Source organism: Paraglaciecola psychrophila 170, from assembly GCF_000347635.1.
GTDB classification, from domain to species: Bacteria; Pseudomonadota; Gammaproteobacteria; order Enterobacterales; family Alteromonadaceae; genus Paraglaciecola; species Paraglaciecola psychrophila.
The window spans coordinates 1,828,922-1,851,186 of sequence record NC_020514.1 but is presented as its reverse complement, the minus strand read 5'-3'; the positions used below and the strand labels follow the sequence as shown (position 1 = coordinate 1,851,186).

General features: G+C 42.1%; 18 protein-coding genes. 11 read left to right on the top strand and 7 right to left on the bottom strand.

All coding sequences use genetic code 11. From position 1 onward, the window contains the following. Positions 1-34: 34 nt before the first annotated feature. The 6 genes from C427_RS07975 to C427_RS07950 form a co-directional block, all read right to left on the bottom strand. The gene (locus tag C427_RS07975) at positions 35-1,204 is read right to left on the bottom strand and encodes an iron-containing alcohol dehydrogenase (RefSeq protein WP_007636158.1); all 1,170 of its coding nucleotides are present in this window, start codon (positions 1,202-1,204) and stop codon (positions 35-37) included. Between the two features lie 463 nt (positions 1,205-1,667). Then, on the bottom strand, positions 1,668-3,659 hold the full coding sequence (locus C427_RS07970; protein ID WP_007636156.1) for a redoxin family protein: 1,992 nt from the start codon (positions 3,657-3,659) through the stop codon (positions 1,668-1,670). 149 nt (positions 3,660-3,808) lie between these two features. Beyond that, a complete protein-coding gene (locus C427_RS07965) occupies positions 3,809-4,000 on the bottom strand; it encodes a hypothetical protein (protein WP_007636147.1) in 192 nt (63 codons plus the stop codon). 147 nt (positions 4,001-4,147) lie between these two features. After that, positions 4,148-4,693, bottom strand: a complete 546-nt coding sequence (locus tag C427_RS07960; protein ID WP_015430656.1) for a class I SAM-dependent methyltransferase — start codon at positions 4,691-4,693, stop codon at positions 4,148-4,150. Positions 4,694-4,708: 15 nt separating this feature from the next. After that, the gene (locus tag C427_RS07955) at positions 4,709-4,918 is read right to left on the bottom strand and encodes a hypothetical protein (protein ID WP_015430655.1); all 210 of its coding nucleotides are present in this window, start codon (positions 4,916-4,918) and stop codon (positions 4,709-4,711) included. A gap of 398 nt (positions 4,919-5,316) precedes the next feature. Continuing rightward, on the bottom strand, positions 5,317-6,183 hold the full coding sequence (locus C427_RS07950) for a LysR substrate-binding domain-containing protein (protein ID WP_007636146.1): 867 nt from the start codon (positions 6,181-6,183) through the stop codon (positions 5,317-5,319). Positions 6,184-6,320: 137 nt separating this feature from the next. Between C427_RS07950 and C427_RS07945 the strand changes: the two genes are divergently transcribed. The 6 genes from C427_RS07945 (at position 6,321) to C427_RS07915 (ending at position 15,009) form a co-directional block, all read left to right on the top strand. Continuing rightward, the gene (locus C427_RS07945; RefSeq protein WP_007636145.1) at positions 6,321-6,647 is read left to right on the top strand and encodes a DMT family transporter; all 327 of its coding nucleotides are present in this window, start codon (positions 6,321-6,323) and stop codon (positions 6,645-6,647) included. 78 nt (positions 6,648-6,725) lie between these two features. Further along, on the top strand, positions 6,726-7,856 hold the full coding sequence (locus C427_RS07940) for an S-(hydroxymethyl)glutathione dehydrogenase/class III alcohol dehydrogenase (protein WP_007636144.1): 1,131 nt from the start codon (positions 6,726-6,728) through the stop codon (positions 7,854-7,856). 75 nt (positions 7,857-7,931) lie between these two features. Continuing rightward, positions 7,932-8,771 (top strand): S-formylglutathione hydrolase, encoded by an 840-nt coding sequence (fghA, locus tag C427_RS07935; protein WP_007636143.1) that lies wholly within the window; start codon positions 7,932-7,934, stop codon positions 8,769-8,771. A gap of 337 nt (positions 8,772-9,108) precedes the next feature. Beyond that, positions 9,109-11,658 carry an excinuclease ABC subunit UvrA gene (locus C427_RS07930; protein WP_007636142.1) on the top strand — a complete coding sequence of 850 codons (2,550 nt, stop codon included), beginning with the start codon at positions 9,109-9,111 and terminating at the stop codon, positions 11,656-11,658. A gap of 422 nt (positions 11,659-12,080) precedes the next feature. Beyond that, positions 12,081-12,260, top strand: a complete 180-nt coding sequence (locus C427_RS07920; RefSeq protein ID WP_015430653.1) for a hypothetical protein — start codon at positions 12,081-12,083, stop codon at positions 12,258-12,260. Between the two features lie 268 nt (positions 12,261-12,528). Further along, entirely contained in the window at positions 12,529-15,009 is a 2,481-nt protein-coding gene (locus C427_RS07915) for an ATP-binding protein (RefSeq protein ID WP_007636138.1), read from the top strand. 1,046 nt (positions 15,010-16,055) lie between these two features. On the opposite strand, the gene C427_RS07910 is transcribed toward C427_RS07915, so the two are convergent. Beyond that, positions 16,056-16,520: a MaoC family dehydratase gene (locus tag C427_RS07910; protein ID WP_007636136.1), complete on the bottom strand. Its 465-nt coding sequence runs from the start codon at positions 16,518-16,520 to the stop codon at positions 16,056-16,058. Between the two features lie 606 nt (positions 16,521-17,126). On the opposite strand from C427_RS07910, the gene C427_RS07905 reads away from it, so the two are divergent. The 5 genes from C427_RS07905 (at position 17,127) to crtI (ending at position 22,264) form a co-directional block, all read left to right on the top strand. Beyond that, complete coding sequence (locus C427_RS07905) at positions 17,127-18,065, top strand: hypothetical protein (protein WP_007636133.1); 939 nt, start codon at positions 17,127-17,129, stop codon at positions 18,063-18,065. A gap of 307 nt (positions 18,066-18,372) precedes the next feature. After that, positions 18,373-18,549, top strand: coding sequence for a hypothetical protein (locus tag C427_RS26305; RefSeq protein WP_015430651.1), 177 nt, complete (start codon positions 18,373-18,375; stop codon positions 18,547-18,549). A gap of 466 nt (positions 18,550-19,015) precedes the next feature. After that, positions 19,016-19,849, top strand: a complete 834-nt coding sequence (locus C427_RS07900; RefSeq protein WP_187292385.1) for a bacteriorhodopsin-like — start codon at positions 19,016-19,018, stop codon at positions 19,847-19,849. Between the two features lie 92 nt (positions 19,850-19,941). Beyond that, on the top strand, positions 19,942-20,799 hold the full coding sequence (locus C427_RS07895) for a polyprenyl synthetase family protein (protein WP_007636128.1): 858 nt from the start codon (positions 19,942-19,944) through the stop codon (positions 20,797-20,799). Then, complete coding sequence (gene crtI / locus C427_RS07890) at positions 20,792-22,264, top strand: phytoene desaturase family protein (protein ID WP_007636125.1); 1,473 nt, start codon at positions 20,792-20,794, stop codon at positions 22,262-22,264. The genes C427_RS07895 and crtI overlap by 8 nt, the downstream gene beginning before the upstream one ends. The last annotated feature ends 1 nt before the right edge of the window (position 22,265 follow it).

Sequence of the window (22,265 nt, the reverse complement as noted above, 5' to 3'; positions counted from 1 at the left end):
AAAAAAGAAAATCGGTTTTAGACTCAGTACTCATTTAATCCGTTCCTTGATGTGCTTGACGATAGATTTGTTTGACGTCATCTAAAGTCACTGGTTTTGGATTATTTACCAGCAAACGTGTTTGTAACATCGCGTCATTAGCTAAAGTATTAATATCAGTCTCGCCAACGCCCATTGCAGCTAAACTCACTGGCAATTTAAGTTGTTTTATCAAACTCGTGATAAAATCAATCAGTGCCTTGGCAATCTGTTGGTTGCTGCCATCGAGGCTAATGGTGTCGCTGATACTTGGCGCAAGTTCAGCATATAAGTCAGCACAATGGCTGAGGTTGAAATTCATCACCTGAACCAGCACAAGTGCATTACTTAATCCGTGTGGGATGTGAAAGTGCCCTCCCAATGGATAAGCCAAAGCATGAACGGCTGCAACAGGCGAATTGGCAAAGGCTTGCCCTGCTAAACATGCCCCAAACAACATGGCTTGACGCGCTTCAACGTTGCTCCCATTGAGCGTTGCTTCAACAATATTACTTGATAACAACGTCAGCGCTTGTTTAGCCAACAGATCAGAGTATGGGTTTTTCTTTATGGCGCTGGTATAGGCTTCAATGGCATGCACCATTGCATCAATTCCAGTTGCTGCGGTGACATGAGACGGCAAACCCAAGGTTAAACTAGCATCTAGCAAGGCAATGTCTGGTAAAAGTATAGCTGAAACAACCCCCGCTTTAGTGGTTTCACCCGTAGTTACAATCGCGATAGGCGTCACTTCAGAGCCCGTTCCAGCTGTTGTAGGTATCAGTATAAGCGGTAAGCGTTTTCCTCGAATTGCATCGACACCATAAATATCAGCCAGCTGTTCATCTGAGTTGGCCAGCAGAGCCACTAATTTTGCCGTATCCAATGAGCTGCCACCGCCAAATCCAATGACGCCGTCAACTCCCAGCTCCTTTGCATAAGTCACCGCAGACAAAACGATATGTTCAGGCGGATCAGCCACCACTTGATCAAAGCAAAAATATTCTTTACCAGCATTTTTAAACGCAGTATCTAATGGTTGCATTAAACCAACATCCACAATGCCTTGATCAGTAATTATCAAGGGCTTCGAAATATCAAGTGTCGAACAAATGTCGGCAATACGTTGAATCGCGCCTATTTCACTAATAATGGATTTGGTGGTCGAAAAAATAAATGGTTTCATGGGTACCTACCTATACATAAATCGTTTGTCGTCTAAATTGGCTGTAGGTAGTGTATCTTTTTTTCTGACTAATAATATTGAGTATGTTGCCAATCTGTTTTGCTATTTCGTTTTGGTATTGCAGGCAGCGAAGGTAAGTTATAACCGGGGTTAAATTTGTCGGTCTTAATTTATTGTAATAATTTCATATTTGCATCTTCATCTCGCATATTCATAGTCGGTTGCTTGACCTTCTGGCTAAAGATATTCCACTTAAAAATCTTTGGGTGAGTTTCATAATTATATTCCTTAAATATTTGTTTACTCTCATTCCGTTTTTCGGCTTCCCAGTACTTTTTTGTAAATGACGGCCAACGTGTAATACCCGTAATAAAATAGCGGATATCACCTCAAACAAATGTTGTGTTGTAAATCCGTCTCAGAAGTATCAAGAAACCTTAAGCTGCATAATCCATCAAATCGCTTATTCAGCGCTTGTCGCTGATGGTGCTCCAGAGGCTCGACGCTTAGTAATTTGTGCCCTGCGATACTCAGTAAAGGCTCGATATTCCGGGGGGCTCAAGGCATCATCTTTATTCACATCGAATGCCTCCAACTTACCAGTTTTAAATGGTCTGCGAAGCCATCTAGGCATTTCATTTGGAGTCAATGTACCGCTAAAGTCATCATCCAAGGCACCAAAAAACTGTGCAATCTGGAAGTGAAGGCTATCGTGCACAGGCTTTTCTGAGGTGCCGTTTTCCCAGCGGAAAAAGAATCCGCCGTACAGCATTTCGTCATGAGATTGCAGCCCCCAGGGCACTTGGCGCGTCGCGTCAGGGTTCGCAAGGTTTGCAGCACTGTTGTCATACACACTACTGTGCACTAGTCTGGCACCTGCCGGCACTTTTAACGGCTGTGCCAGTGAGTAGGTGTGTTGCCAGTTGAAATCATAACGCGGCACATGCAGCAATGGCTCAATCGTGCCGTCGGGCAGGTGCACGTCAAATCGTGTTTCTACTCCACGAAAGTGCGCGTGTGGAAACAAACTATAAATAATAGCCGGTTGCTCAAACTCGAAATACGCACGCTCCTCATGGCGTGACTCTCCAGGCGGGATCCGTAAATCATACCCAATCACCACTTGCTGACGAAGGCTGAAAGTAGGCGCCGCATCGTGGAAGTACAAGGCGATTTTGGATTCGTCGGTCGCCTCGCGTCCGAAGGCCGTATAATGTACTTGCAGGTGGATTTGACCGCCTGCCTTAACTAGCACCCCAGTACCTTCTGGATAGACATACGACTCAGCACCTGGCGCATAACCCATCAGGTAGTTTTTAAATACCGCATCCAAACGCTGTTCGCCAAGTGGAATGTCTTGCTCACTGGTGCCAATGAGTACGTGGTGAACCGCTTTTGTTTCGCCCGGCTGAATGCTGACAGCCCGCACCCACACATCATGATCGAGTGGGTTGGTAATAGCTGGATATTGATACTCGATAATACCTGTTGCAGGCACTGTAAACGCGGGCGCCGTTACCACTAGATCTGGCTCCCCCAAGGGCCAGCTTTTCTCAAGCGGCTTCACAGCCAACAGCGGATCATCTCCATCCCCTCGAGGCGAGCCGGCTTCAATCCAATGTACCAGTGTTTTTCGCTCCTCCACAGTCAGGCCCCGCGCAGCGTGAATGTCTGCCAAACTTGTATCCACTTCCCAGGGAGGCATGCGACGTGTGCGGACCACTTCACGTATCATTGGCGAAAAACCTCTAATCATTTCATAGCTCGTCATTGCCCAGGGTCCAATGCCGTTTGGCAGGTGACATGCAACGCAGCGTTTTTCTAAGATAGGCGCAATGGTGTCTCCATAACTGATTTGAGCATGTGCAAGCTGTTGTTCACGCTCTGGGAAATTAATGATGCAGCCAAACGCCTGACGTTTTGGCTTAGCCACCGGTTGCCCAGCAATAACCGCCGCAAGGGCATCAACCAGATAGTTCTGTTTGGCATCGTTACGTTGTGTTTCGTAACCCACTCGATCGTTCACAGGCCCGCGGTAAACCACGCGCCAGTCGCTGGTATCAATGACCAACACTTCACCGCTTCGGTCAAACTCAAGCGCCTCTCCAATCAACTGCGTATCGTCAACCAAAACGGGAAAATCGATACCAAATTCAGCTACTTCATGACGAATACTCTTGTACGTATCCTGCAAGCTTGAATTGATCAGCATGAACTCGACGTTATCACCGAACTTTGCCCGAATATCTCGCAGGTCTGGCAACAGATTACGTACAATAGGACAACCGTTCATCGTCACCATCAGCACCACCGCTTTCGCGTCCTTATGATAATAAAGCTCATGCGAAGAATGCTGTTGATCAAGCAAACGGAAATTGTCGACACGGTTTGACACAGCAGACACGCTACCAATAGAAAGAATGATACAAGCAATACATAAAACAATCAGGCGCATAAAGGGCTTCTAATAAATATTTTAATTGTACAAACAATAAACGATGCACCGCCTCTATTCAACATTCAGCGGGTATCGAGCTTGTTGATTTGAGTATGCCGATTATCTTGGGCAACTGCAGCCAAGGTATTGATGAATAAACTAGGTAGTTATTGGCCAACACGTGCTTTGCGAAACCCTTTTTTAAACCCCGATTTAAAAGCCTTATTGAGTAAATCCACATAATGTTCAGCCGTTACGGCATTCGGGGTTTCCAGCACGGTTTGCTCACTGGCGTCTAGCACCTGATAACATCCCTGATTTGTGTTCACCCGATAAGGGCTTAACTCTTCATCGTTCATAAAACGGCTCCTTAGCGATCAAGCCTAAACCTTCAGGCTGAAAGCTGATTATATCTTTTACAATTTTTTAGCGATGATTTCAACAGGCGCAATAAGGTCTGCTTTTATATTTTTGACCATATTCTGAAGTTTTATAGCGGTATTTTCCTACATTAAGATATGCAGCCCTAGTGGTGGAAGCCCTTCTTTAGCCTCTGCTTTTACGCGTAATTGCTTAAAGAAGTCCAGTGCAAAGTGACGGCGATTGTTTTCTTGGAAAACCTCAAAACCGGCCTGCTGTAAAGCTTGTATATAGTGATAAGGAGTCGATAATTTACTGGTAATGCTATCTGCCGCCCATGGAACGGGATACGTTAACTCTCCATCTTTTTGACGCATAATGTCATAAATACCCAAAACGGCCCCAGGTTTTAATACTCTGCATATCTCGGAAAATAACGATACTTTATCATCAATATTCATGCCCACATGAAGCATGTAACCACCATCAAATGAATTATCTTGATAAGGCATAGACAATGCATTGCCTTGCACAAGGCACACTTCACTACCAAGCTTTAACCACTGACATAAAGCATTACCGGTTTCTATATATTCAGCGGTTAAGTCAATACCTGCGACATGGTGTTGGTGTTTATACCCGTCACCCTTGAAGCTGCAGTGTTGTTGACTGCTCTCACTCGCCCCAATCACTTAGTACTCCTAAGCTCATGGGGCTGAGTTCCTTTGCCGCCTAACTGCAACCTCAATGGCTTTGGGTATAGATGCCACATTGCGTGTAGCTCCTCCTAACCCGCAACCAACGTCTAGCAAGTCACTGGATTTAGTAAAGTTGAGTTGTTTGAGCAGATGCTCAGTTGCCAAGCGTCCGCCAACATGTAATTCATCAACAGCAGCAAGATCTTCAAAGCTAACCATTACACGGTTACCAACTGTAGCTGTTTGACCAATTAGTGGCTTCAGAACAAAGAATGAGGGGCGTCAATGCCCCAAATTGAACCGTTTTCGTCTAAATCAGTGACGCTTTTAAGGCCAATTGTACTTAAAACGTTGTCGTAGAAAGTGTGAGCCTTGTTAAAGTCTTTAGTGCCAACAGTTAATGTGTGAATATGCTTATTATATGTGCTCCGTCAATTATGAATCAATGTATCTTTTATCGATTTGCCGCAAATTTAAAGCAGTTCGTTTCGATGGATGCACCTTATATAGTTTTCATATAAAGATAATCCCATTAAATATAAACCAATATTTACCACACAGTAACAATTGACATAGCAAAATTGAGTGAAAACCTTATAACCAAACCGTCTTAAACCTTAAACCAAACGGGCTGCTAAATAGTCCACTAAGAATCTTATTTTTGGAGATAAGTGACGATTTTGTGGATAGACCGCCCATATGCCTTCGTCTGGTTCACGGTAATTGTCTAGTAAGGAAATCAAGTCGCCACTTTGTAAGTGTTCTTGAACGTAGTAATCAGGCAATTGCACTATCCCTAAGTTTTTCAACGCCGCATCTACCAGACCATACCCACTGTTGTAACGTAACCTGCCTGTCACGCGGATATTTTTTTCTTTACCCGCATCCCTAAAACGCCAATAATCAAGAGTGCCCATCAGGCAACTATGGCTATTCAGTTCGGAGAAAGAATGCGGTATGCCATACTTGTTCAGGTAAGCTGGGGATGCACATACATAGTTTGTGCGCTTACCTAGCTTTTTTGCCATCATCGTTGAATCATTTAATTTTCCAAGCCGAATCGCTAAATCATAACCTTCTTCAACTAAACCAACTTGCTGATTACTTAAAAAAGCAGCAACTTCAACATCGTTATGTTGCAGCATAAAATCATTTATCAGCGGTAATATCTGTTGCTCCCCAAAAGTTACCGGTGCTGTCAGTTTGATCTTACCTTGAGGCTTTGATTGCAAGTTAGTGATAGCTCGCTCGGCCGCATCAAGTCCGTCGAGAACGCTACGGCAATGCTGATAATACACTCGCCCCTCTTCTGTTAACGAGACTTTACGTGTCGTGCGATAAAACAATTTGATATTAAGCCGTTTTTCTAAGGCACTGATTTGACGGCTCACCTGCGCTGTTGAAATGGCCATTTTCTTTGAGGCTTTGGTGAAACTTTCATTTTCTGCCACGTAAACAAACTCGCTAATACCTTCCCACCTCATCTTTATTACCCACACGTAATAGTCATTTACCAAAAACGCATATTATCATTGTAAGAGAAACAAATATAATGACTGTCATTGAAACGAACATGCTGTGAATAAATGAAAACAGCGTGAATAGATTAAAGGTAGTAAACATGAGTTGGTTATTTTTGATTTTAGGTGTTGCAGCCGAAGCCATGTCTCATGTGGCATTAAAAGAAACAGAGGGTTTCACTAAGCCACTTCCCAGTGCTTTTGTGTTGTTAGGACACTTAGCCGCGTTTATGTTTTTAGGGCAAGCAATGAAGGGCATGCCCATTGGCATCGTGCATGCGTTGTGGGCAGGGCTAGCCATCATCACAGTGACGTTGTTGTCTACGGTTATCTACCGGCAACATCTTGAGTTAACGACATGGATTGGCATGGGGCTGGTAGCTATTGGGATCGCCATGATCAACCTTTCAAACGGACACAGTCACTAGTTTCATAGTCAAAAATATAATCAATGTAGCAAACGTCTCATTCGCTAAAATTATTATTAACTAAAAGTGAGAAATAAAATGTCAGATAAATTTATCAAATCAAAAGCCGCCATTGCTTGGGGACCAAATCAGCCTTTATCTATCGAAGAAGTCGATGTCATGTTGCCTCGTCGTGGTGAAGTGCTCGTAAAGGTTGTAGCCTCTGGGGTATGTCATACCGATGCCTTTACTTTATCGGGGGATGATCCCGAAGGTATATTCCCGGTTATTTTAGGCCACGAAGGTGGCGGTATAGTGGAGCAAATCGGAGAAGGCGTGACCAGTGTGCAAGTTGGCGATCATGTTATCCCTTTATACACACCTGAATGTGGCGAATGTAAATTCTGTTTATCGGGAAAAACCAATCTTTGCCAGAAAATTCGTGAAACCCAAGGCAAGGGATTAATGCCAGACGGCACAACCCGCTTTTATAAAGACGGCCAGCCAATTTTTCACTATATGGGCTGTTCAACTTTCTCTGAGTATACGGTTTTACCCGAAATTTCATTAGCAAAAGTGAATAAAGAAGCCCCACTTGAAGAGGTTTGCCTGCTGGGATGCGGTGTTACCACCGGTATAGGAGCGGTAATGAATACAGCAAAAGTAGAAGAAGGTGCCACGGTTGCTATCTTTGGTCTAGGCGGTATTGGGCTTTCGGCTGTGATTGGTGCAACGATGGCTAAAGCCAGTCGAATTATTGCTATCGATATTAACGAAAGTAAATTCGAGTTGGCAAAAAAATTAGGTGCTACGGACTTTATTAATCCGAAAGATTACGACAAACCAATCCAAGATGTCATTGTTGATATGACGGATGGCGGTGTTGATTACTCGTTTGAGTGTATTGGTAATGTGAACCTAATGCGTTCTGCCTTAGAGTGTTGTCATAAAGGCTGGGGCGAATCAGTTATCATTGGCGTTGCGGGTGCCGGACAAGAAATATCCACTCGTCCATTTCAATTAGTGACAGGTCGTGTATGGCGTGGCTCTGCATTTGGGGGCGTTAAAGGTCGTTCTGAACTGCCAGATTACGTTGAGCGTTACTTACAAGGTGAGTTCAAATTAAGTGACTTCATTACTCACACAATGGGCCTTGACCACATCAACGACGCATTTGAATTGATGCATAAGGGCGAAAGTATCCGTACTGTCATTCATTTTGATAAGTGATTCCAATCCATCTTAAGTCGTATACCGCTGCCCCTTTCCCGCAAGGAAAGAGGGGCAGAATACTGAGGTCTCAGAATGACAATTGAAAATCTAACCATAAATAAAAGTTTTGGCGGTTGGCATAAGCAATACAGCCATCATTCCACAACATTAAACTGCAAGATGCAATTTGCTATCTACCTGCCACCACAAGCATCGAACGGGAACAAAATACCGGTACTGTATTGGCTTTCTGGCTTAACCTGTACCGATGAAAACTTCATGCAAAAATCGGGAGCACTGCGCATAGCTGCAGAATTAGGTATAGCCATTGTAGCACCCGACACCAGTCCCCGTGGGGCAGAGGTGGCAGATGACGAAGGCTATGATTTGGGACAAGGTGCGAGCTTTTATGTTAACGCTACTCAAGCACCTTGGAACCGTCACTACCAGATGTACGACTATGTAGTTCAAGAGCTACCTAAACTAATTGAATCAACATTTCCGGTGTCGGCTAAACGGGCGATTGCAGGACATTCGATGGGAGGCCACGGAGCGCTGACGATAGCAATGCTAAACCCACAGCGCTACAGCTCGGTTTCAGCATTTAGTCCCATTAGCAACCCGATGAACTGCCCATGGGGTCAAAGAACCTTTTCAGCTTACTTGGGTAAAGATAAAGCAAGTTGGCGCAATTATGATGCGAGTGCACTCATGCAACAGGCGACGCAGTTTGTTCCGGCTAAAGTTGACCAAGGTGCCTCTGATGATTTTATGATAGAGCAGCTAAAGCCTGAGATGTTATCGGCGGCGGCCCAAGTCAGTGGCTACCCACTGGATTTGACTCTTCACGATGGTTATGACCATAGCTATTACTTTATTAGCAGCTTTATTGAAGATCACCTGCGCTTTCATGCAGAGCACTTTAACAAATAACAACATGCATGCCTTCGAGTGACCCGAAGGCAGTTTTGTATTGGGTTGAGACTTGTTTACGCGTTATTGATGTCTATAAAGCATCGCTCACAGGCAATGATGATGGTTACAAATAAGCCCAATGTATTTCAGCTGTTTTTATTCTACTTAGCTCTGTTGTTTCATGTGTTTTTCCATAGACCACGTTTGATACGCTGCTAGGAGTGATTGTTGTGAAAACCCAGCATGATATATTATGAGAGGCTTGATAAACGTTTAGCAGCAGTCCAGAATTCAACGGACCTCGCCAAAGTGATAAAGAAATGGGAAGTCACGACACAGTAGGAACAGTAGTTTTATGAGCATAGAAAAAAAGAATTCAGCAAGCGTTCAAAAGAACTTTAAGAATGTCCCCTTTGATCCTGATCACTGTATCCAAGTGCGGGGGGCACGGGTTCATAACTTGAAAAATATTGACGTCGACTTACCTCGCAATGCACTTGTAGTTTTTACTGGTATATCTGGTTCTGGAAAGTCGTCGCTTGCCTTTGGCACGTTGTTTGCCGAATCACAACGTCGCTATCTGGATTCAGTATCGCCTTATGCCCGTCGATTGATTGATCAAGTTGATGAGCCAGACGTTGACGCAATAGAGGGCCTACCACCAGCAGTCGCCCTTCAACAACAACGAGGCACACCATCGGTACGTTCTTCTGTTGGGAGTGTCACGACGATTTCCAATGCCTTACGCATGCTCTATTCTCGTGCTGGGAAATATCCCCGCGGTCAGGACATACTCTACGCTGATGCATTCTCTGCCAATACACCACAAGGTGCGTGTCCTCGATGCCATGGTATTGGCCGGGTGTTTGAAGTGACTGAAAAATTGCTGGTTCCAGATGATACAAAAACAATCCGAGAGCGAGCCATCGCGGCATGGCCACCCGCATGGCAAGGTCAAAATCTTAGCCGCATACTTGTTTCACTTGGTTACGATATTGACAAACCTTGGAAGATGCTGCCGAAAAAAACCCGGGATTGGATCTTGTTTACCGACGAGACACCTGTTGTAGCAGTTTACCCAGAATACAATTTTGCACAAATTAGCGAGGCAATCGAAAGAGGTGAAGCACCTCATTATATGGGTACGTTTTCGAGCGCCAGACGTTTCATCCTGCAATCATTTACCACAACACAAAGCCCGAGGACCAAAAAGCGCGTTTCCCAGTTTATGCAGATTTCCAAGTGCTCGGACTGCAATGGCAAGAAACTGAAACAAGCATCGCTTGCGGTGAAGTTTGCTGGACTCGATATTGGTGAGCTATCGCAATTGACACTAACCGAACTCGCTCGATTATTGGGCGATGCTACCAATATAAATCCAACAGATAGCGACCTGCACCCAGAAAAAGCCATCGTCGCGCAACGGATTGCTCGCGATATTCTTGCCCGTGTCGAAGCACTCACTAAACTTGGATTGGGCTATCTGTCACTGGAACGCAGCACGCCCACTTTGTCGCCAGGTGAACTACAACGTTTGCGTCTAGCAACACAAATCCGCTCGCAACTGTTCGGTGTGGTCTATGTTCTCGACGAACCGTCAGCAGGTTTGCACCCCGCCGACACACAAGCATTACTGGGCGCGCTGGATGAACTCATATTAGCTGGCAATTCCTTATTTGTAGTTGAGCATGATGTTAGCGTTATTCGACATGCTGACTGGATTGTAGACGTAGGACCAGACGCAGGAACCCACGGTGGTGAAGTGATATACAGCGGTCCGATAGACGGCTTGCGCAAAGTGACTCAATCACACACCCGTCGATTTCTTTTTACAGCTGATGCTGCAGTGAAACCTGAGCAGCGACAGCCGTCCGGTTGGCTGAAGTTAGCGGGGATAGAACGAAATAATCTTCGAGGGCTCAATGTTGAATTTCCACTGGGCGTAATGACGACTGTCACTGGTGTGTCAGGTTCGGGCAAATCGAGCCTTGTGAGTCAGGCACTTGTAGAACTCGTTTACGATGCACTGGGACAGAAAAAGACTGTCGAGGATCCCAATGGTGAGGTCGAGTTATTGGAACGGGAGCTAGAGACATCTACGGTTGGCCTGATTGTTGACGGGATGCAGCACCTGCGAAGACTGGTCACAGTTGATCAGAAGGCGATTGGTCGCACTCCTCGCTCAAATCTTGCCACCTACACAAGTTTGTTTGATCATGTGCGTAAATTGTTCGCCTCGACTCGCCAGTCCAAAGCACGGCGTTACGATGTTGGACGTTTTTCATTTAACGTTGTAAAGGGCCGCTGCTCGAATTGCGAAGGAGTCGGTTTTGTTAGTGTAGAGTTACTGTTTCTTCCCAGCGTTTATTCACCTTGTCCGGTGTGTCGAGGTCAGCGTTACAACGACAAGACGCTTGAAATCACCTTCAGGGATAAAAATATCGCTGAAGTGCTCAACTTAACCGTAGAATCCGCACACGACTTCTTTAAAAATGAACCTCCAATATTACGAGCATTAGACGCGTTACTGCAAGTTGGACTCGGCTATCTGCGACTCGGACAACCAGCAACTGAATTGTCGGGCGGCGAAGCACAACGCATCAAACTCGCAACCGAACTTCAGCGGACACAACGCGGCGATACCCTTTACGTTCTCGATGAACCAACCAACGGTTTACACCCAGCAGACGTGTCAATGTTGATGTCACAATTGAATGGACTAATTGATGCAGGCAACACCGTCATCATGGTCGAACACGATATGCAAGTTGCCAGCAGTAGCGACTGGGTTATTGACATCGGCCCTGGTGCTGGTGATGAAGGCGGACTTGTTGTTGCCCAAGGTCCACCTGCGAAAGTAGCAACATCAAGGACTAGCCGAACAGCTCCTTTTTTATTGGCATAGTGTTCACCCTCAAATAATCTGATGATAAGGATGTATCTAAATTGGGTACAATCCTTGGAGAACTTTCATGGTTGTACTTTCATGGTAAATAAATTCAAAATTACGATTCGAATTAGCCAAGGTTTACATGACTTGAACACTTCATTTAGAGAGTTCGCCACAGAATCAGTCATTAAAAAAATGACTGATACCAACGTTGAACACAATGCTACAAGTTGTCCTAGCCGGCAAAGTAGTCACAGCAACTATAGTCAATGGCAGCAATAAAATGGGAAATAACCTTGTGCCTGCGATGATATTTTTAAGTTTTTGTATCTAGCAAAGTAATAAATCATAATGGGAACACGCAAACACAGCGCGCCTCATATTTGAGCTGTTAGTGTTACCATCAAACATTCAATTTCAATTTAAGGAAAGCGTTAATGAAAAACGATTCATCATCTAAACCTAGGTATTATTTAGGTGCATCTTTTATTATGTTTTTAGGATTAACCTACAATATTATTGAACAAGATTTGTTTGGATCAGGCGTATTTTTAATTTCATCCACCGTATTTTTATCATTAGGCATCATTAAAAAAACGTGCGATCGCAAAAGATAGTCCAGTGAATTAAAGTACTGCAAAAAAAGCTTTAAACACAAAAAAACAGCTGGTGATGATTTACGTAGGTACATATTTCTGCCAATTAAATTCACCTGCTTACGCGGGCATTAAAATCGTTTGGCGCCAGTGGCGGCCATCAACTGCAGCCATACGAGGCCAGAGATTTAAAGCAAAATAAATAGAAATGCACGGTTATTAGCATCAAATAAGAATTCAAACATTTTAAAGCCGTGACAATATACTCTACAGTCCGTAAAGTTAATTTTTGAATAGAGTATTTATCAGTGTGCGAAATACTATTTTCTTGATAAAAAAACATTTACGTCCCTACCTGCTCCATAAATGTCTATTTTTTGTATTTGTGTGTTTTTTTTTAACATCTTGCAGCGATTCATTTCAGCTTAAATCTCCCCCCATTGCTCATCATGGCGTGCTCGACCTTTCTCATTGGAGTTTTGAAGAAGACGGTGTTGTTAAACTTAACGGTGAATGGGACTTTCATTGGAAGCAGTTATTGGCACCGCACGAACTGCCCTTATCAAATACCACCAAACAACAAGACTTTGTGACATTACCGAGTTCATGGAACGGGTACAAAGTTAATGATGAAGAACTCAGCGGTGATGGTTATGCCACCTACCATCTACGAATCATCATAAACGAACTCCACAACAAACTGATGTTCAGAACCAGCTGGATGGGCACCTCTTACAATTTATTTGTCAACGGGGAACTGATTGCAACCAATGGCATAGTGGCAACAACGCGCGAAACTATGAAGCCTCAATACTTACCTCTTATTGCCAGCTACACCCCTGTAGTTGATACAATGGACGTTGTGTTACAGGTCGCTAATTTTTACCATACAATAGGGGGGGCTTGGTATCCTATTGAAATAGGATTAGAGCCACAGGTAACAAAGTTAAGAGAGAGTCACCTTTCCGTTGACCTGTTTTTATGCGGCGCTATTTTTATTATGGGCATATATTATTTAAGTCTTTATTTATATCGCAGGAAAGAAAAATCATCACTCATGTTCTCAATCTTTTGCCTACTGATGGCATTTCGCTCACTTTTAACTAGCGAACTTTATCTATCTGCTATTTTCCCAAACATAGGCTGGAGCTTATTGATCCAATTGGATTATCTGAGCTTTTATCTGGGGGTTCTATTTTTTGCAACATTCATCCATCTGCTATTCCCTCAATTATATTCTAAAAAACTTTTCGATAGCTTCATTGCTATATGTATTTTGTTCTCTGTCACCGTTGTTGTTTTCCCCGTCAATATGTTTACCCAATATATCCCTACATTTCGAATTCTTACTCTCATCTTTGGTATATACACAACTTACATTCTCATCATAGCTGTTTTAAGAAAAATACCAGGGGCTAAAACACTTTTGATAGGCGGAGTTTTTCTTCTTCTGTCGATAATTAGCGACGTAACTTATCAACAAGGTCTACTCGATTATTATTTTTTCTTTAGTTCAGACCTTGGATATATTGTTTTCATTTGTTCTCAGTCTTTTATTCTCATGATGAGATACACCAATGCATTTAACGAGTCAGAACGCTTATTAGCTTCGGTTAATCGAGCTGAAAACGCAACCCTTGCCAAGTCGCAATTTTTGGCAAAAATGAGCCATGAAATACGTACACCTTTGAATGGTATAATCGGTGTTGTGCAACTATTGGCGAAAACAAAGCTTACACAACTTCAGAAAGGTTACCTGAAAATAGTCGATGACTCCGGTGCGTTACTATTGAATATTATCAATGACATTCTGGATTTATCTAAAGTCGAAGCCGGCAAAATGACCCTAGAAAAAAGATCGTTTAACCTAGAAACTTTAACCGAAGGTGCCTTATTACTCTATCGGGCACAGGCCAGCCAAAAGTCGATAGAACTATCTCTAGAGTATGATGCGAATTTAGCCAAATATTTTATTGGTGATGCTATCCGCCTTAATCAGGTGCTACTTAACCTAACCCATAATGCCATTAAGTTTACTGATCAGGGCGCAGTTACCATTCAAATTACCGGCACTACTTTAACGCCAACACACACTGGGATAGAAATAAGAGTCAAGGACAGTGGTATTGGTATTTCACCCGATGTTTTAGAAACGCTGTTTGATTCATTTAAACAAGCTGACGAATCGACAACACGAAAATATGGTGGCACAGGGTTAGGCTTGGCTATCAGCAAACAAATTATCGAACTGATGGGCGGCAATATAAGCGCACAAAGCGAGCTACAGATTGGATCCACTTTTGTAGTTTCATTGAACCTAAAGCGTGATGAAGACAACCACGAAGAAGTATCTGTTGTTGATGTTAATGAAGACAAAGCTACAATACCTGAAGCTAAATTATCAGGCTACATTCTGGTAGTAGACGATAGCGATATAAATCGAATTATTGCCCAATTCATGCTTGAAGGTTTCGGGCTCACCGTAGCTACTGCTGAAAATGGACAACAAGCATTAGAGCAATTTCAGAAACATACCTTCGATATGATACTCATGGATTGCGAAATGCCAATAATGGACGGTTATGAGGCGTCAAGAACCATTCGAGATATGCAATCAGGTGAAGCGCGCGCCCCTATTGTTGCGCTAACTGCAAATGCATACCAAGAAAACCGAAAAAAATGCGAGCAAGCAGGTATGGACGATTTTCTTAGCAAGCCAATAATGGAAGAAGCGCTATTAGACATTTTAAAAAAATGGCTGAAGCCCTAATAATCTGACGTCGGGCTCAGACCATACTTTACCTAGTTGCTAACCATTAACTAGAGAGCCAATTTTGGAACTCGTCGCTATCGGTTTCCCGTTTGTTAATTGGAGATAACACCCACATCACTGTCACTTATACCTCTTTTGAAATCCAATACGGCTCAGGTTGCATGGCTTTTTGACTCATCTTTATGTTCTGTAAATGCAGTTTCAAATGTTCATTCAAGCTCGCAATCACTCACACTTTGTATAGTGTCTTAACTTTAGGGTGCTAACGCTCAACACTTGCATTTTTCTAAGCAAAAATCGGCTTTTTATTTTTTACTAGGGGCCAAAATAATTGTTCGGCCCACTCTGCTCTTTGCATACCCTCCACGCCATAACTCTGTGAGTACTAGCGAGTAATTTTAGCCGTGCCAAACAATACAAAAATATTGCCGTAGTTTCCTTTGTAGTTAGTTGCTGGGTCGCTTTTACGTAACCCGTGGTGGCCGCGGTGCGTGGAAGGCGTGGATATAATTCGCACTGGCAGCCCTATCATTAATAGAGACGTTTACGGTGCCATACATATCAAGAGCATGACGGATTTTACGCTGTGGTTAGAGGAAAAAATGAGTTTAGGGCAATTGTTAAAAAGTTAACTGCAGGATGCCTATTTAATGAGGATGAGGCTTATTTATCCAACATGCTTTATGTTTAGATAAAAACTTAGCCCTGCATAAACACGGTTATAAAATTCAATACTCTTCGATATTCTAGTAAAACATGCCAGAAATTTTGGCTCTAGCATGTTAATGATCAATCTATTTACACTATTGAGTATCACGACTTATAACTCAGGGCTTCAATCAATACCCAATGAGGCAGCCGCTTTAGCAACATATTTATTAGTTTGCATCCAGCCAGCTTTTAGTTCTTCTACATTAGCTTGGTCTTCAAGTGCATCTCAGCTGGTTAACAAGTTTTCTGGAGTTTATTGATTGATGATAAGTAAGTACCGTCAGTTTCTTTAATGATTGCTCTGGCGTATCACCCTGTCCTGCAGCCTAACTTTATGGATTAGTGATAGTCATAGTTAACCACTTTGCAGTCAGTGCAGGCTTGTCTATCGAATCAATTTCGATAGTAATATCCCACGTCAGCAAAAATTGCCCAGGTCTTTTTTCAAGTACATTGGCTAATACCATATGACCCCGAATTTTACAGTTGACGTTTACAGGATGTAAAAACCGAATCTTGTCAAAACCATAATTTAATCCCATCAGGGTATTTTCAATATTCACCCCAGCGTCGTGGGCCACAACAGACAACAATGATAGAGATAAAAATCCATGGGCGATAGTGCTGCCAAAAGGTGTCTGCTTTGCCTTAACGGGGTCAATATGAATAAACTGATGATCGTGGGTAGCATCGGCAAATATATCGATTTGCTCTTGAGTAATAGTAAACCAGCGTGACACACCGGTTTTTTTGCCAATATAGTCCGTTAAGTTTTGTGCTTGCATTGTAATTGTCATGAAAAGTCCTGTATCCGTCTGATTAACGAAATGCTTAAAGCAAATTTTGATAGTGGGCTTTTTAACCCTCGCGTGTCGATTTAACTCAGCCTAAGCCAGTAGTTTTTTGCCCAACTTTCCAAATTTTAGTTGGCACTTTAAAATGAGCAATCCAATCTGAAAGGAACAACTCTAGACTATAATAGTCAATTTCTTTAATACTTTTAACGTAGGCGACAGCCCTATGCAATTATCCCGATAAATAAACGAATCATTTAATGTGACTGTCCCCCCTCTTTATAATATTTAACCTGAACTCGGGTTAGGACGTGATGAGACCTTAGAAGTAATTGCAATAAAACAATATGTTAGATGGTGCCAATTGGTTTACAAAGACATTGAACGCATCCAGTGCTGCTATTATCGCGTTTATCGAGGCGAACTTGAGAGGAATTGCCCGCTATTGTGAGCAAGCTAAACGAATATAGGCGCGATAATAGTGATACTGGACGGTATAGCTTATTCCGAGCTTAGGTTACTTATGAAGGCAAACATAAAAATGCTCACGTTGTGTTAACAAGATTTACTCGTTATTCTCGTCCAATAAAGACATTTAGAGTCATCACTATGAAACCATTAATTACGTCGATTGCCACACTTATCCTTACGCTTAATAGCGCTTTTGTTAGCGCCGAAAAGAGTGTGTTATTTATTGGAAATAGTTTTACATATGGCTACGGCTCTGCCGCCAAGTTCTATGAAGCAGACTCGGTAACCGATCTAAACAATGAAGGTATCGGTGGGGTACCTGCTCTTTTTAAGTCTTTCACTGAACAAGCGGGTCTTGATTATGATGTTTCCCTAGAAACTAGGAGCGGCAGTGCACTCGACTTTCATCTAAAAAATAAGTTAGCCGTCATTGGTACAAAACCTTGGGACCAGGTCGTGATGCATGGCTTTAGTACCTTGGACAGCAACAAGCATGGTGATCCAGCATTGCTTGTTGAGACCACAGTAAAAATGTCAACATTCTTGCAGAAGCTGAATCCAAACGTAGAAGTATTCCTTACCGCAACCTGGTCCCGTGCAGATTTGGTTTATCAGGCAGACCGTCATTGGTCAGGCACACCCATAGAAAAAATGGCGTTAGACATTCGTTCAGGATACGACAAAGCCGCAGCAGCAGCTCCCTCTGTTAAAGCCGTGAATGGTGTGGGTGAGGCATGGTCTCGCGCAATGGCATTAGGCATTGCCGATACTAATCCGTACGACGGTATCGAATTTGGAAAAGTTAGTTTATGGTCTTGGGATTATTACCATGCCAGCGACTATGGTTACTATCTTCAGGCTTTGGTGGTATTTGGTAATTTGACAGGACTAGATCCACGTTCGTTGGGTGCAAATGAGTGCTCTGGTTTCGAGCTTGGCATGTCACGCCATGAAGTCAACATGCTGCAACAAGCTGCATTTGAGCAGCTAGTGAGCGAAAAAAAGGTGAAGGCTGCGCCCTTAATATTGCCGAAATCGATTTATCCAAAACATTGCGTTTTAAGTAAATCAGAATGACAGTGACATCCAGATTAATTCAAGCCGTGATTACAGCAAAATATTTTGGACGAATTTATGTCATCTATTGATAATGTATTAACAGCCTATTGTCTCCGATTAAAGAGACAATAAACACTTCAACAACCTTTAAAAAGAATGACGCTGTGAATACAATTAATACATTTATGTATCAAGGTTTGCTTTGAAACTTTCTAACAAGTTGTTGGCTATAAGTAAACTCATCTTATTGTAAATAGTAATGAGCCATAATGTGTTGTTCAGCGTATGTGTGTGACATTCAAAAAATAGTTTAGGGATATAATTTATGAATAAATCTATAAAAACATTTGCTTTAGTAGGGTTGTTCGCAACTATTGCAGTTATTGTATACATTGCAGGCAAATTAGCCTTATCTGACTCCCCTCTGGGTGCCTTGGTGCCGGTTGGATTGTTACTGTTGATTGTCGTAGCTTATATTCGGTTCAACGATAAAAAAGGATAGTTTTTTAAGTATTGAGTTTTTATATCTCTGTATAATAAAATTATCTGTAAATTTAGTTTTGCAAATCGGGTAAATTAATTGCAGTAAAAGTTTATTGATTAATATATATATTATTCTTCGCATTGCTTATGTCTGCCCTGTATTTTTGATAAATATTTACCCCAGTGTCGAAAAATAAATTTTACCGTTATAAAATCAATTATAAATGTCACCAAAAATATTAAACGATTAACCTCATCCCTTTGATTAGATCTGAAAAATCAAGGCTGAGCCCAAGCATTTTAAGTTATAATATATATATCAGCGCGCAAAACGTTGTTATTACTCAAAAATTCAAATATCAAATTATGTAAAATAATTGTAAGTAAAAGTGAACCCTCTATTAATTTCGTGCGTAGACTTAGGGCTACTGATAATTATTTCAAGTAGAAAACATCATTTTAAATTCACAAAATAGAGAAATCACATGATGATTAATAACATCTTTAATAAAGGGAAAGGCTTTTCGTTAAGTCTTGCCAGTTTTAAAGTGAAAACAGTTCTAACTTTATTGTTCTTGTTTTTGCTACCTACCTTTGCACATGCTGCAGCTAATCTTAAATCCGACGATTTTGTCGGTATCTCATTCTGGTTAATATCTATGGCGCTTATGGCGTCTACAGTCTTTTTCCTTTGGGAAACACAAAGTGTAACGGCAAAATGGAAGACATCACTAGTTGTCTCGGCACTAGTAACCTTTATTGCTGCGGTTCATTACTTTTATATGCGTGATGTGTGGGTTGCTACGCAATCAACACCAACAGTATATAGATATATAGACTGGCTACTAACAGTACCGTTGCTAATGATCGAGTTCTACCTCATTTTGCGTGCTATAGGTGTAGCATCTTCAGGGATCTTCTGGCGTCTATTGATAGGTACACTGGTAATGTTGATACCTGGCTACATGGCTGAATCAGGGTATTTAAATATTACAGTAGGATTCGTGATTGGTATGTTGGGTTGGTTTTACATACTCTACGAAATCTTTCTTGGAGAAGCCGGTAAAGCAGCTGAAGCAACTGCAAGCGATGCTGTGAAGTTTGCTTATAAAGCGATGCGTTGGATTGTAACTGTAGGTTGGGCAATTTATCCAATTGGCTATGTCTTCGGTTATATGACTGGAAGTACTGACGGCGCTGCAAATCAAGAAGTATTAAACATAGTGTACAACTTAGCCGATTTAGTTAACAAAATCGCCTTTGGTTTGTTGATTTGGTACGCTGCAACTAGCGAAAGCCAAGCGTTAACAGAAAAATAAACTCGAATAATTACGTATAATAATTATTGTACTTGTGGGTTTGCAATTTCGTTAAGAGGTTGCAAACTCAATTACACTCACGAGTAATATTTATGATTCAAACCGAAGTAAATATGCAATGCCAATCTTTATTCTTATTGAAGCAGTGTGAAGAAGACATGCTTTTTCGATTAAAAGGCAATGAACCTTCATGTTTTCATTTGGCAAGTGGTGGAGGTAGAACCCGCGCAAAATTGTGTATTGAAGCAGGATTAGCACTTCAGCTACCTGAAAAAACGATCGTTGCTTTGGCCTGTGCCATTGAGTTACTTCACAATGCCTCACTCGTTCATGACGACCTGCAAGATGCTGATATCACTCGTAGAGGACGTCAATCTGTATGGAAAAAATTCGGCAAGTCTCACGCAGTTTGTGCAGGTGATCTGATGATTTCCGCGGCTTTTGGTTCGTTAGCTAATGTAGAATCTTATAGTTCATTACCTTCCCTATTGATTCAGATTCAAGAGGCTGTTTCGCTAACAGTTAGAGGACAGTCCAGAGACCTTGATACTCAGACAACAATAACTGAGCACGAGTACGAAGACATAGCCGCAATGAAGTCAGGTCCGTTAATCCAGCTGACATTAACTTTGCCACTCATCGCTGCTGGCTACGATGACCATATCAAAACAGTTAATGAGGCACTTAACAAGTTCTCAATCGCCTATCAGATACTTGATGACCTAGATGATTGGCAACAAGACCTACAAAGAGAGCAGCTTAATATAGTGAATCTACTGGTATCCCGGTATTCTTTAGTAGAATCCATAACTATTGCTCGCAATCGTGTTCATTATTTATTGAACCGTTGTCAAAGAGAACTTAACGCACTCCCCTCTAACTGCGCAGCATCAGTTATTACCGCTACTCACAACCTATTAGCAAAAGCCAAGGTAGACTTAAATGAATAAAGCCGTTGTTATCGGAGCTGGATTCGGTGGAATAGCCTCTGCACTTCGCTTAAGAGCTAAAGGTTATGAGGTTGTGATTATTGATCAACGTGAAAAGCTCGGAGGACGGGCTCAACAATTTAATATAAAAGGATTTATTTTTGATGCGGGGCCAACGGTAGTCACTGCGCCATTTTTATTTGAAGAGCTATTTTCATTGTTTAATAAACAGATGAAGGATTATATACAACTCGTGCCCGTGGAGCCTTGGTACCGTTTTGTTTATCCCGACGGTAGTCATTTCGACTACGGTGGCACAATAGAAGAGACTCTAGCTCGTATAGCTGAAATTGAGCCTGAAGATCAAGCCGGATATCGTTCGTTGTTAGCACAATCCGAAGCTATATTTGATGTTGGATTTACTCAGTTATCGGATAAGCCTTTTCATAAATTTTCTACTATGATTGCCCAAGTGCCGGCACTCATCCGACTCAAATGCTATCGCACTGTTTGGCAAATGGTTTGCGCACACTTAAAAAGTGATAAATTGCGTCAAGCTTTTTCAATTCAGCCCTTGTTAGTAGGTGGTAATCCATTTGCAACAACCAGCATTTATAGTCTTATTCACTATTTAGAGCGAAAGTGGGGAGTTCACTTTGCAATGGGAGGCACAGGTGCCTTAGTTGATGGCTTAGCCAAACTAATGAAAGAACAAGGTATTGAAATAAAACTCAACACCACAGTAAATAAATTAAGTATCGACAATAACCGTATTACTGAGGTACACACCGACACACACTCTTTTTCATGCGACAAATTAGTATCAAACATAGATCCCAAGTATCTGTATCGACATCTTGTACCAAGCCATAATCAAACTCTTAGTGCAAAAATTAAAACCAAACATGCCAAATTATCGATGGGGCTTTTTGTTTTATATTTTGGCACTTCAAAACAATACCCAGACATAGTGCATCACACCATTTGGTTAGGAAAACGCTACAAAGCTCTTTTAAGCGATATTTTTGATAAAAAAGTATTGGCCGATGATTTTTCTTTGTATCTACATCGACCTACAGCCACCGACCCCAACATGGCACCCAAAGGATGTGACTCCTTCTACGTACTGGCACCCGTTCCTAATAACTTGTCAGAAATAGACTGGCCTAAACAAGAAAAAGACTATGGAGACAAGATTATCAAAGCATTGGAACAAACCATCATGCCTGAACTTTCGTCACATATAGTTCACCGTTTTGCTAAAACACCAAAAGACTTCGAGCAAGACTACTGCAGTGTTGAGGGAAGCGGATTTTCGATTGCTCCAACCTTCCAGCAGTCAGCTTGGTTTCGATTTCATAATAAAGCCGAAGGCCCTGAAAATTTATATCTGTGCGGTGCTGGAACACATCCAGGAGCAGGCTTACCAGGCGTATTATCTTCAGCAAAAGTAATAGATCGACTTATTGATAAAGTTCAAACCTAAA

What these genes read in the sequence shown, in the direction of transcription:
- C427_RS07975 (WP_007636158.1), bottom strand. Translation starts at nt 1,204, where the DNA reads ATGAAACCATTTATTTTTTCGACCACCAAATCCATTATTAGTGAAATA.
- C427_RS07970 (WP_007636156.1), bottom strand. Translation starts at nt 3,659, where the DNA reads ATGCGCCTGATTGTTTTATGTATTGCTTGTATCATTCTTTCTATTGGT.
- C427_RS07965 (WP_007636147.1), bottom strand. Translation starts at nt 4,000, where the DNA reads ATGAACGATGAAGAGTTAAGCCCTTATCGGGTGAACACAAATCAGGGA.
- C427_RS07955 (WP_015430655.1), bottom strand. Translation starts at nt 4,918, where the DNA reads ATGGTTAGCTTTGAAGATCTTGCTGCTGTTGATGAATTACATGTTGGC.
- C427_RS07950 (WP_007636146.1), bottom strand. Translation starts at nt 6,183, where the DNA reads ATGAGGTGGGAAGGTATTAGCGAGTTTGTTTACGTGGCAGAAAATGAA.
- C427_RS07945 (WP_007636145.1), top strand. Translation starts at nt 6,321, where the DNA reads ATGAGTTGGTTATTTTTGATTTTAGGTGTTGCAGCCGAAGCCATGTCT.
- C427_RS07940 (WP_007636144.1), top strand. Translation starts at nt 6,726, where the DNA reads ATGTCAGATAAATTTATCAAATCAAAAGCCGCCATTGCTTGGGGACCA.
- fghA (WP_007636143.1), top strand. Translation starts at nt 7,932, where the DNA reads ATGACAATTGAAAATCTAACCATAAATAAAAGTTTTGGCGGTTGGCAT.
- C427_RS07930 (WP_007636142.1), top strand. Translation starts at nt 9,109, where the DNA reads ATGAGCATAGAAAAAAAGAATTCAGCAAGCGTTCAAAAGAACTTTAAG.
- C427_RS07920 (WP_015430653.1), top strand. Translation starts at nt 12,081, where the DNA reads ATGAAAAACGATTCATCATCTAAACCTAGGTATTATTTAGGTGCATCT.
- C427_RS07910 (WP_007636136.1), bottom strand. Translation starts at nt 16,520, where the DNA reads ATGACAATTACAATGCAAGCACAAAACTTAACGGACTATATTGGCAAA.
- C427_RS07905 (WP_007636133.1), top strand. Translation starts at nt 17,127, where the DNA reads ATGAAACCATTAATTACGTCGATTGCCACACTTATCCTTACGCTTAAT.
- C427_RS26305 (WP_015430651.1), top strand. Translation starts at nt 18,373, where the DNA reads ATGAATAAATCTATAAAAACATTTGCTTTAGTAGGGTTGTTCGCAACT.
- C427_RS07900 (WP_187292385.1), top strand. Translation starts at nt 19,016, where the DNA reads ATGATGATTAATAACATCTTTAATAAAGGGAAAGGCTTTTCGTTAAGT.
- C427_RS07895 (WP_007636128.1), top strand. Translation starts at nt 19,942, where the DNA reads ATGATTCAAACCGAAGTAAATATGCAATGCCAATCTTTATTCTTATTG.
- crtI (WP_007636125.1), top strand. Translation starts at nt 20,792, where the DNA reads ATGAATAAAGCCGTTGTTATCGGAGCTGGATTCGGTGGAATAGCCTCT.